The 10,958-nt window shown below is 70.4% G+C and carries 10 protein-coding genes and 1 pseudogene; all 11 read right to left on the bottom strand.

Annotated features, from left to right (window positions below; all coding sequences use genetic code 11):
- Positions 1 to 637 (bottom strand): annotated as a pseudogene (locus J0670_RS17325) (DNA polymerase IV); the annotation flags it as partial.
- A 74-nt stretch (positions 638 to 711) separates the two neighbouring features.
- Positions 712 to 1,434, bottom strand: a complete 723-nt coding sequence (locus J0670_RS17320) for an ElyC/SanA/YdcF family protein (protein ID WP_307806560.1) — start codon at positions 1,432 to 1,434, stop codon at positions 712 to 714.
- A 99-nt stretch (positions 1,435 to 1,533) separates the two neighbouring features.
- On the bottom strand, positions 1,534 to 2,178 hold the full coding sequence (locus J0670_RS17315; RefSeq protein ID WP_207812499.1) for a MerR family transcriptional regulator: 645 nt from the start codon (positions 2,176 to 2,178) through the stop codon (positions 1,534 to 1,536).
- Positions 2,179 to 2,401: 223 nt separating this feature from the next.
- On the bottom strand, positions 2,402 to 2,878 hold the full coding sequence (locus J0670_RS17310) for a bifunctional nuclease family protein (RefSeq protein ID WP_030303568.1): 477 nt from the start codon (positions 2,876 to 2,878) through the stop codon (positions 2,402 to 2,404).
- Positions 2,879 to 2,975: 97 nt separating this feature from the next.
- Complete coding sequence (locus tag J0670_RS17305) at positions 2,976 to 3,668, bottom strand: MerR family transcriptional regulator (protein WP_207812502.1); 693 nt, start codon at positions 3,666 to 3,668, stop codon at positions 2,976 to 2,978.
- 179 nt (positions 3,669 to 3,847) lie between these two features.
- A complete protein-coding gene (locus J0670_RS40285; protein ID WP_307806559.1) occupies positions 3,848 to 4,390 on the bottom strand; it encodes an FHA domain-containing protein in 543 nt (180 codons plus the stop codon).
- Between the two features lie 565 nt (positions 4,391 to 4,955).
- A complete protein-coding gene (locus tag J0670_RS17295) occupies positions 4,956 to 5,786 on the bottom strand; it encodes a DUF881 domain-containing protein (protein ID WP_207812501.1) in 831 nt (276 codons plus the stop codon).
- Between the two features lie 244 nt (positions 5,787 to 6,030).
- Positions 6,031 to 6,363, bottom strand: a complete 333-nt coding sequence (locus J0670_RS17290) for a small basic family protein (RefSeq protein WP_030062488.1) — start codon at positions 6,361 to 6,363, stop codon at positions 6,031 to 6,033.
- A complete protein-coding gene (locus tag J0670_RS17285) occupies positions 6,360 to 7,433 on the bottom strand; it encodes a DUF881 domain-containing protein (RefSeq protein WP_307806557.1) in 1,074 nt (357 codons plus the stop codon). The genes J0670_RS17290 and J0670_RS17285 overlap by 4 nt, the downstream gene beginning before the upstream one ends.
- 189 nt (positions 7,434 to 7,622) lie before the next feature.
- Positions 7,623 to 10,118, bottom strand: a complete 2,496-nt coding sequence (locus J0670_RS17280) for a mannose-1-phosphate guanyltransferase (protein ID WP_207812497.1) — start codon at positions 10,116 to 10,118, stop codon at positions 7,623 to 7,625.
- 124 nt (positions 10,119 to 10,242) lie between these two features.
- Positions 10,243 to 10,863, bottom strand: a complete 621-nt coding sequence (locus J0670_RS17275) for a CDP-alcohol phosphatidyltransferase family protein (RefSeq protein ID WP_207812496.1) — start codon at positions 10,861 to 10,863, stop codon at positions 10,243 to 10,245.
- Between the last annotated feature and the right edge of the window lie 95 nt (positions 10,864 to 10,958).

The following is a 10,958-nucleotide window of genomic DNA, read 5'->3' as shown; positions in this document are numbered from 1 at the left end:
CCGTGGTCAGCCCGGCCCTCCGCAGCACCTGCTCGGTGGCCGGCCCGATCCCGGGCAGCGCCCGCACCGGCATCGGGCCGAGCACGGCCCGCTCCTGCCCCGGCTCGACCAGCACCAGCCCGTTCGGCTTGGCCTGCTCGGAGGCGATCTTCGCCATCAGCTTGGAGCCCGCCGCGCCGACCGAGCCGGTCAGCCCGGTGCGCAGGTGGATGTCCGCCCGCAGATCCTCCGCCAGAGCCAGCACCAGCCGCTCGCCGGTCTCGTGGTCCGCCTGCGCCAGCGCCGGGCCGTACGGACCGGCCTCCAGGTCGACGAAGGCCTCGTCCAGGCTCAGCGGCTGCACCAACGGCGACAACTCCCGCAGCAGCCCCATCACGATCTCGCTGTTGCTCCGGTACGCCTCGAACCGCCCGGCCAGGAAGGCCGCGTTGGGGCACAACCGCCGCGCCTGCGCCATCGGCATCGCCGAGTGCACCCCGAACTTCCGCGCCTCGTACGAGGCCGTGGAGACCACCCCGCGCCCGCCCAGCCCGCCGACGATCACCGGCTTTCCGCGCAGGCTCGGCTTGGCCGCCTGCTCCACCGCCGCGAAGAAGGCGTCCATGTCAAGGTGGATGATGCTCGGCAGGGATCGCACCCGCCGATCATCGCGCACAGGTCCGACAGCGCGTACGACCCCCGGCCGACGCCCACCGGTCGAGGAGTCGACGGCTACTCCTCGGCCGCCTCCGCCAGCGCCTTGGTGATGCCGTCCTCCTTGGGCCCGAGGAACACCGGATCCGGCCGCACCAGGGCGTTGACCGCCGCCTTACCCGCCCCCGCGACCTCCCGCAACCCGCCGTACAGCCAGGTGGCGTCGTGCAGCTCCGGCACCCCGACCGCGTACGAGCGGATCCCCGCCGCCTCGCACAGCGCCAGCGCCCGGCGGACGTGGAAGTCCTGGCTGACCAGCACCGCCCGGTCCACCCCGAAGATCCGGTGCGCCCGGGTGCAGGAGTTCCAGGTGTCGAAGCCCGCGTAGTCCCGGACGACCCGCTCGCCCGGCACCCCGTGCTCGGTCAGGTAGCGGTACATCGCGTCCGGCTCGTCGTACTCGACCCGCCCGTTGTCCCCCGTCACCAGGATGGCCCGCACCTTCCCCTCCCGGTACAGGTCCACCGCCGCGACCAGCCGGTGCTCCAGGTACGGCGAGGGCCTGCCCTGGTCCAGCCCCGCGCCGAAGACCACCGCGACCGGCGCGGACGGCGCGCTCTCCACGGTGCCCACCCGGTCCTCCCCGGAGAGCCACACCCAGGCGCTCGGCGCCAGGGCCAGCGAGCAGAGCACCGTCGCCGTCTGGAAGAGCCTGCGCTGCGTCCGGCGCTGCCGCAGCCGCGCCCGCACTCCCCCGGCCCGACGCCGCAGCAGCCCTGATATGCCGGTGCCGCCCCTCACGTGCCCTCCCTCGATCGCTTCGCCAGGCAACACGACGAGGCCGTGAGGTCGAACGGTTCCCCGTCCGGCCCCACGGCCTCGTTCATGACGATCGGTGTGTCAGACCGCCCGGTTGCGCCGCTGCGCCAGCTCGTCCGCCGGGTCGTGCCCGACCTGCGTCTCGCCGGTGTCGGTCCGCTCCGAGTGCAGCCGCCCGAGGGTCAGCTCCAGCTCCTGCCAGACCGCTCCCACCGCGATGCCGAAGACCCCCTGACCGCCCTTCAGCAGATCGACCACCTGCTGCGGCGTGGTGCACTCGTACACCGTCGCACCGTCGCACATCAGCGTCAGCCCGGCCAGGTCCGCCTGGTCGGCCGACTGCAGATGGGCGACCGCCACCCGGATGTTCTGGAGCGAGACGCCCGCGTCGAGCAGCCGCTTCACGATCTTGAGCAGCAGCACGTCACGGAAGCTGTAGAGCCGCTGGCTGGTCGCCGGGTACGCCGTCCGGACACTGGGCTCCAGCAGTCCGGTGCGGGCCCAGTAGTCCAGCTGGCGGTACGTGATGCCGGCCGCCGCACAGGCCGTCGGGCCGCGGAAGCCGATCAGTTCGGACGTCGGGCTCAGCCGCTCGATCGCGGGCTGGCCCGGTTGTACGGCCGGGAACCGGCCCACCCTGGGCATGTCGGTCACGGTGCGAGCGGTGCGCGGCATGTGCACGGCGCACAGGCCTCCTGCGGCCGCCTCATCGCCGGTGCTGCTCATGCCTACCTCCGTCCACTTGTGCTGCGGGCAACCCGACTGCGGGCATCGGCCACCCGGACAGCCACTCCTGACGGTAGGCAGTCCCCTATGACCCGTCAACGATCGCCACGCCGGGTCAGACAAACCACATCACTCAGGAGAGTGGTTTTTCGTGCCCCTAGTGTGGGTAGGTCGACGGTTTTTGGCAAAACGGCACGCGAAACAGCCGATCAGGCCCGTCGCACTACTGCGGACCGCTGCCCCCGAAGTCCTCGGGCGACACCTGGTCGAGGAACTCGCGGAACTTCTCGACCTCGTCCTCCTGCTCGTCCGGGATCGCGATCCCCGCCTCGGCGAGCACCTCCTCGCTCCCGTAGATCGGCGTACCGGTACGCAGGGCGAGCGCTATCGCGTCGGACGGCCGGGCACTCACCTCGACCCCGCCGGCGAACACCAGCTCGGCGTAGAACACGCCCTCCCGCAGGTCGGTGATCCGCACCTCGGTGAGCTGCTGGCCGAGCGCCTCGAGGACGTCCTTGAACAGGTCGTGCGTCAACGGGCGCACCGGCGTCATGCCCTGCTGGGCGAAGGCGATCGCGGTCGCCTCGCCGGGGCCGATCCAGATCGGCAGATAGCGATCTCCCCCGACCTCCCGCAGCAGCACGATCGGCTGGTTGGAAGGCATCTCCACTCGGACACCCACGACGTCGAGCTCATTCACACAGGCAACCCTATGGCTCCGACCCCGGATATGAAAGCGCAGGACCGACGCCGCTGGTCAGCGCGGTGCACCCACCGCGCGAAGGGCGCCCCGGACGCTATCCACGGGTCCGCAGGCCCGCCTGGACCATCGCCGCGTGCAGACGCACGGACAGTGTCGCGAGCTCCCGCGCGGTGGCCTCCGCGTGCGCCCGGGTCTGCGGGTTGCGGTGGCGCCGCAGCGGCGCCACCACCTGCTCCACGAGCGCGATCTCGCGGTCCGCCGCCGCCTTCATCGCCCTCAGGTGCCGTGGCTCCAGGCCGTACCGGCCGAGCTCCGCGACCAGGCGGGCCACCTGCAGCGCCTCGCCGTCGTACCCGCCGTCCGGGCCGGGCGCGACCAGCCCGTACGCCTCCCACTCGGCCAGCTCCTGCTCCCCGGCCTCGGCGGCGGCGAGCAGCTCGGCGCGGCCCAGCCTGACCCCGGAGGGCACGTCCCCGGAGGCCACCAGCTCGCGGTCCGCCTCCTCCAGCGGCCCGGGCCGGGCATCGGTGGAGGGCAGCGCGGGCGGGGTCTCACCGCGCTCGATCGCGTCCAGGTGCTCGCGGATCACCCGCAGCGGCAGGTAGTGGTCGCGCTGCATCCGCAGGACGTAGGCCAGCCGCTCGACATCGGCCGGGCTGAACTTGCGGTACCCCGAGGGCGTGCGCTGCGGCTCGACCAGCCCCTCCGCCTCCAGGAAGCGGATCTTGGAGATGGTGACCTCGGGGAAGTCGTCGCGCAGGGCGGCCAGCACCGCGCCGATGCTCAGCAGTTCGTCACCGCCGCGCCGCCGCCCGGCGGGTCGGTCCGGCCGGAGCGGCTGTCTGGGGCCCGCGACCACCCCGCGTACCGCCCGGTCCACCTGGGAACCGGACGACGCTGGGGTGGCCGCCCCGAGAGAAGAGGAAGGGGTATTCGTATTCACTCGGGCTCCTGCCGACGTTGGTTTCAGTACCCCCGGTTGTGGCCGGCGAAGAACACCAGCCGGTACTTCCCGATCTGCACCTCGTCGCCGTTGTTCAGCGACACCTCGTCGATCCGCTCACGGTTGACGTAAGTGCCGTTCAGGCTGCCCACGTCCGCGACGCTGAAGCCGGCCGGGGTACGACGGAACTCCACGTGGCGCCGCGACACCGTGACGTCGTCCAGGAAGATGTCGCCCTGCGGGTGACGGCCGGCCGTGGTGATGTCCGAGTCCAGCAGGAACCGGCTGCCCGAGTTCGGGCCGCGCTGGACGATCAGCAGGGCCGAGCCCGGCGGCAGCGCGTCGATCGCCGACAGCACCTCGGCCGACAGGGCCGGCGTGGCGCCGGTGCCGGTCGTGGCGGTGGGGTCGTAGGACTCCAGGCCGGAGATCGAGATGGTCGAGGTGGTCTCCACCGCCCCCTCGGGCAGCAGGCCACCGCGCAGTGCGGTACCGCAGTTGGAACAGAAACGGGCCGCGGCGGGGTTCTGGTTGCCGCACCTGGGGCACGGAGTGGGGCCAGCCATGTTCACAGCCTCCTGGCGCGGCACACCCGACGGGTTGTGCCCGGCGTACGGGTCCGGGGCAAACCCTCCACCAGAGGTTGAGGGTCCTGACGGGAAACCTATGCGCGGGTCGCCGGAAGGGTCAACCGACGCGCCGTAGCTCGCCTGATTCCCCGCGTACTGGGCGGAGGCGCCGTCCCGGTACAGCTGCTGTCCCGCGTACGGAGCGGCCTCGGGGGCGGGGCGCATGCCCGGCACACCCGGCTCGTCCTCCGGCCGGCGGTGCCGCGCGGTGGGCGCCTCGACGGAGGCCGCGTTGCGGCCCTTGTTACGACCGAACAACTTCGAGAAGAAACTCACGGGCGAATCCCCTTGCGTGTGACAGACCCGCCCGCGGGGCAGGGTGAGAACCTCGGACGGGCTGCGGGCCCGGTTGCGGCCCGAGCCCGCTGGAGCGGTACTCCGATGGTTGGTGCTGCGCTTGATGCTACGGAGCGTACCGGTGCGAACCAGTCTCGCTCACCCGACGGCGGCGCCCCGCAGCGGGTGCCCCCCGCCCGTGACGGGCCGTTCTTCGGGCGCCCCGTCACTTCGAAGCCGGCTTGGCGTACTGCGGCGTCTTCAGATCCACGAGGGCGTCGACGACCACCTTCTGCTGCTGGGTGATCGTCGCCCGCGCCTGGTGGCTCTCCAGCGTTCGGACGACGCCCCCCGGGATGTTCAGCGCGGGCGTCAGGTCCTGCGGGTTCCCGACGACGGTGAAGCGGTAGGGCTGCGAGACCTTCTTCCCGTCGATCTGCACCCCACCGCCCGACTGGTCGGTGAAGTAGGTGTTGACCACCACGCGCACATCGTTGATCTGAATCGCCTCCGCCCCCGCCGCTCGAAGTTCCTGCAGGGTGTCCAGCAGCATATCCGCCTTCACCTGCCCTTGGGGATCATCGACCGTGAGTACGATGCCCGGACCAGTGGCTTTGACGGTACCGGCGAGCACGCCCAGTTCCGTCGCCTTCTTCCTGGTCTGTTCCTGGGCCTCCTTGGCCTGGTTGGAGCTGTTCTCCAACTTGGCCAGGGACTGCTCCAGCTCCGTCTTCTCCTGTTGGAGACGCTGCTGACGGCTGTCCAGTTCGTCGAGGATCCGGACCAGGTCCTCCTGACGGGCCCCGCGCAGCTGGTTGTGGTGGTCGTTGGTCGAGCGCACCTGGATCGCCAGCGCCAGGCCGAGCGAGAACAGCAGCAGGGCCACCACCAGCTGCCCGCGCGACAGCCTCGGCGGCCACAGCGCCGCCTTCAGCCGTCGCCGACCCGCGTTCCGGTCCACGGCCGGCGACTGCTCGGCGGGCTCCGGCTCGGCGGCCGCAGCCTCGGTCTCCGGCTCGGGAGCGGGCTCCGGTTCCGGCTCCGCAGCCTTCGTCAGACGTACCGACGGCTCAGGCTTCCTCGGCTCGGCCTCAAGCTCAGCCTTAGCGTCAGGCTTCACCGGCCCGGCCTCGGCCCCGGCAGCCTCCTCGACCGCCTCAGCCGCTTCAGGCTCCTTCAGCTCCGTTTCAGCCGACTCGACGGCCTTCCCGGCCGCCTCGTCGCCCACCTGCTCGTCCGGCTTCGCGGCGGTCTCCTCGACGGCCTCCGTCTCCTTCTCCTCCGCCTCGCCGCGGCCCGGCTCAGGCACGGAAGACATGGCGCCGGATCGCGGCCGCGTTGGAGAAGATGCGGATGCCGAGGACGACGACCACACCGGTCGACAGCTGCGAACCGACGCCCAGCTGGTCACCGAGGAAGACGATCAGCGCCGCGACCACCACGTTCGACAGGAACGAGACGATGAACACCTTGTCGTTGAAGATCCCGTCCAGCATCGCCCGGACACCGCCGAACACCGCGTCCAGGGCCGCGACCACCGCGATCGGCAGGTACGGCACGACGGCGTCCGGCACCTCGGGTTGGACGAAGAGGCCGACGACCACCCCGATCACGAGACCCAGTACGGCAATCACGGTCTAGCTGCTCCTGTCCCTGTCGTGGTCTTGGCGGGCCCGCTGGACGGACGCCGCTTGGGGCTCGGGCCACCGCTGGTGGCGGATGGTGAAACGGACGCGCCTGCGCTCTCCGGGGTTCCGGGGCCACCCGACGGACTTCCGGTCGGGGCGGCCGACGGAGCCGCCGACGGACTCGCGGTGGGCGAGGGCTCCGGTGTGACCGGCTGGGCGTCCCTGAGCGTCACACCGACCGCCGCGGGCAGCGTCAGGCTCTTCTGCGCGGAGAGCGTCGATCTGATGCCGTACTTCTCCTGGAGCAGCCTCAGGTACTGCCCGGCCATGTCGTTCTCGAAGGAGGTGAGGAGCTTCGGCCCGTCCCCGATCGCCTGGATGTTGTACGGCGGCACCAGCGGCCGGTTGTCCACCAGCACCGCCTCGCCCGCCGCCCGGATCGCGGAGAGCGCGGTGAGCCGCTGGCCGTTGATCGAGACGGCCTCGGCACCGTTGCCCCACAGCCCGTTCACCACCAGCTGCAGGTCACGGTCGCGCAGCCGCCCGCTGTTGGAGAAGCCCTGCCCGGCCCGCGGGTCGACGTTGCCGCCACTGCCCGTCCCCGGGGCGTCCTCCAGGACCAGCTTCACCCCGGGCCCGGTGACCTCTCCCAGCCCCACCTCGCCGGTCACGCCGCCCGAGGTGCCGTCCCCCGAGGAGAGCGCCTGCTGCTGCGTGTCGTCGACCTTGCGCCGGAGGTCCTGGACCTGCTTCTGGAGCTGGTCGGCCGAGCCGTTGCTGTCGTTGATCCGGTGGATCAGCGCGTCCCGCTCCTTGGCCAGCGTCGGCTCCGCCTTGTGCGCGTTCACCGCGCCGACCGTCACCACGGCTCCCACCAGCGCCAGCCCCGCACCCAGCGTGAGCAGGCCCGGCAGCGTTCGGGGTATCCGGCTGTCGCGCTCACCGCCCCGGGCCGCGGCCGCCTCTGCGTAACCCTCGTCCAGGCTGTGGTCCATCACGTTGGTCAGCAAGGACATCGAGGCGTCCGGACGGTTGTACCGTCCGTTCGGGGCACTCGGCGTCGGCGTCGCTGGCATGCGGACCATCGTCCCACGTCGGCGAGGGGGCCAGCGCACGGCCCCTGAGCTGCACACACGGTGCACACATGGCGGAAGTGATGGACCATTCCGAATGATGTGAAAACGGACAGCGGGGCGCGCGGACCACGCCGCGCGCCCCGCCGATCGGCTTACCCGTGTATCCGGAGCCTCCCGGTGTTCAGGCCGTCACCGCCCCGCTCCGTCGACCACCGCCGCCCACTCGTCCAGCAGCGCCTCCGTGGCCTCGTCGTCCGGCCCCTCGGCCCACAGGTGGGTGATCGCCTCGGCCGGGTCCGGCAGCACCAGCGTCCAGCGCCCGTCCGCCTCGACCACCCGGACACCGTCCGTGGTGTCCAGCCGCCGGCTGCCGGCCGCCTCCACCACCGAGCGCATCACCATGCCCTTGGCCGCCCACGGCGTCGCGATGTCCCGGCGTCGGATGTGCGCCTGCGGGATCCGCGCGTCGATCTGGCTCAGCGTGAGCTGAGTGCGGGCCACCAGGCCGACCAGCCGTACGAAGGCCGCGGCGCCGTCCAGCACCCCGCTGAACTCCGGCACCACGAAGCCACCGCGCCCGTCGCCACCGAAGACCGTGCCCTCGGCGGAGGCCGCCTTGGCCAGGTCGTCCGGCGTCGTCGTGGTCCAGATGACCTGGGTGCCGTGGTACGCGGCGACCTGCTCCGCGATCCGGGTCGTGGTCACCGGCAGGGCCACCTGCCCGCTGCGCCGCTCGGCCGCGACCAGGTCCAGCAGCACCAGCAGCGCCCGGTCGTCGTCGATCACCCGACCCAGCTCATCCACGAAGGCCACGCGCTCGCCCACCGGATCGAAGCGGACACCGAAGGCCGCCCGCGAGGAGGCCACCAGCTCGCCGAGCCTCGCCAGCCCGGCCCGCCGCTCCTCCGCGTCCTCGGTCGGCCGCGCCTCGTCCAGCCCGCTGGAGACGGTGAGCGCCTCCACCCCGAGCCGGCCGAGGATGCTCGGCAGAACCAGCCCCGCACTGCCGTGCGCGGTGTCCACGACCACCTTCAGCCCGGCCTCCCGGACGCCGGTGATGTCCACCGTCCGCAGCAGGTTGCCCGCATAGGAGTCGAAGACGCTGGACGGGAACGTCAGGTCCCCGATCTCGCCGGGGAACGCCCGCCGGTACTCCTGGCGCGCGTACACGCGGTCGAGCTTCCGCTGCCCGGCCTGGGACAGGTCCGCGCCGCGCTCGTCGAAGAAGAGGATGTCCAGCGAGTCCGGCACCCCCGGTGTGGTCCGCAGGAAGATCCCGCCCGCACTCCCCCGGGCCGTGTGCTGCCGGGCCACCGGCATCGGCACGTTCTCCAGGTCCCGGACGTCGATCGCGGAGGTCTGGAGCGCCGAGATCATCGCCCGTTTGAGCGCACGCGCACCGCGCGAATGGTCACGCGCGATGGTGACGGTGGCGCCCTTCTTCAACGTCGTGGCGTACGCGCCAGCCAGCCGGACGGCCAGCTCCGGAGTGATCTCGACGTTCAGGATCCCCGAGACGCCACGGACCCCGAAGAGGTGTTCCTGTCCGCGGGACTCCCAGATCACCGAGGTGTTGACGACCGCGCCGGCCTCGATGGTCTTGAACGGGTAGACCCGGACGTTCGCCGCGATGATCGACTCCTCGCCGACCAGGCACTCGTCCCCGATCACCGCGCCGTCCTCGATCCGCGCGGCCCGCATCACGTCGGTGTTCTTGCCGACCACGCAGCCCCGCAGATTGCTCTGCGGCCCGACGTACACGTTGTCGTGCACCACCGCCCGGTGGAGGAAGGCACCGCGCTTGACGACCACGTTGCTGCCGAGAACGGTGTGCTCGCGGATCTCCACGCCGGCCTCGACCTTGGCGTAGTCCCCGATGTACAGCGGCCCCCGCAGCACGGCCTCGGGGTCCACCTCCGCCCCTTCGGCCACCCAGACGCCGGGCGAGATCTCGAAGCCGTCGATCTCGACGTCGACCTTGCCCTCCAGGACGTCCGCCTGGGCCTTGCCGTAGCTCTCGTGGGTGCCCACGTCCTCCCAGTAGCCCTCGGCCACGTACCCGTAGACCCGCTTGCCCTCCTTCAAGAGTTGAGGGAAGACGTCGCTCGACCAGTCGACGGACTCACCCGCCGCGACGTAGTCGAAGACCTCGGGCTCCATCACGTAGATGCCGGTGTTCACCGTGTCCGAGAAGACCTGCCCCCAGGTCGGCTTCTCCAGGAAGCGTTCGACGCGACCGTCCTCGTCCGTGATCGTGATGCCGAACTCCAGGGGATTCGGTACCCGGGTGAGACAGACGGTGACCAGAGCGTTCTTGCTGCGGTGAAAGTCGATCAATTCAGAGAGGTTGAAGTCGGTCAGCGCGTCACCGGAGATCACCAGAAAGGAATCGTCCTTGAGCGCGTCCTCTGCGTTCTTGACACTCCCCGCAGTGCCGAGTGGCGTCTCCTCGTGGGCATACGTGAGGTGCATGCCCAGTTCTTCGCCGTCACCGAAGTAGTTCTTGACCAGTGACGCCAGGAACTGAACGGTGACGACTGTGTCGGAGAGGCCGTGCCGCTTCAGCAGCCGAAGCACGTGCTCCATGATCGGCCTATTGGCGACCGGAAGCAGCGGCTTCGGCATGCTGGAGGTCATCGGGCGGAGTCGGGTTCCCTCGCCCCCTGCCATTACAACGGCTTTCATTACGGGTGAGTCCTCCTTCGCGGTGCTGGACCTGCAGGTCCATCAAACCGTTCCAGAGGGATCTCTACCCGGAAGGTATCGTCCGACGCACCGATACGGCGTGGGACTTCTCTCAGATCACGTCTCAGACGGCGGACGCCGAGCCCGTCGAGCTCGCCTTGATGATCTGTCGTGCCTGAACCGCGTAAAGAATGGCCGACCACCAGTACAGCGTGGTCCCCCAGACGATGAAGGCCCAGCTCACCACCTCCGCCGGCCGCGCGATCCAGTTGTCCATGCCGCCGAGCAGCAGAAGCGGAAACGCGTACATCAGATTGAAGGTCGCGGCCTTCCCGAGGAAACTCGTCTGCAGCGGCCCGTAACCGTGCTTGTTCAGCATCGGCAGCAGCGCGGCGATAAACACCTCGCGGGCCAGCAGAATCGCCGTCACCCACCACGGCAGAAACTCACGCCAGGTCAATCCGACCAGCGTGGAAAGCACATAGAGCCGATCGGCCAGCGGATCCAGAAGCTGCCCCACCCGACTGATCTGCCCCCACCGCCTGGCGAGCTTCCCGTCCAGGTAGTCACTGACGCCGCTCAGCGCCAGGATCAGCAGTGCCCAACCGTCGTTCTTGGGACCGCCGAAGGCAGGCCACAGAATGAGCCAGAGAAAGAGCGGAACGCCGACCAGCCGGCCCATGCTCAGCAGGTTGGGGATGGTGAGGACGCGATCGGTCTGGACCCGCGTCTCCTGGACCTCCACGCCGGGGGCCTCCTGTCCCATGTGATGACAATGCATGTTGACCCTACAACAGAGAAGCCCCCGCCCGGTTCACCCGGCGGGGGCTTCTCTCGAAT

The sequence above is a fragment of the Streptomyces sp. FH025 genome, from assembly GCF_017427025.1.
GTDB lineage: Bacteria > Actinomycetota > Actinomycetes > Streptomycetales > Streptomycetaceae > Kitasatospora.
This window is presented reverse-complemented; position numbering and strand designations above follow the sequence as displayed.

Coding starts and splice junctions, on each gene's coding strand:
- J0670_RS17315 (WP_207812499.1), bottom strand. CDS start 2,178: ATGAGCAGCACCGGCGATGAGGCGGCCGCAGGAGGCCTGTGCGCCGTG.
- J0670_RS40285 (WP_307806559.1), bottom strand. CDS start 4,390: ATGGCTGGCCCCACTCCGTGCCCCAGGTGCGGCAACCAGAACCCCGCC.
- J0670_RS17285 (WP_307806557.1), bottom strand. CDS start 7,433: ATGCCAGCGACGCCGACGCCGAGTGCCCCGAACGGACGGTACAACCGT.
- J0670_RS17280 (WP_207812497.1), bottom strand. CDS start 10,118: ATGAAAGCCGTTGTAATGGCAGGGGGCGAGGGAACCCGACTCCGCCCG.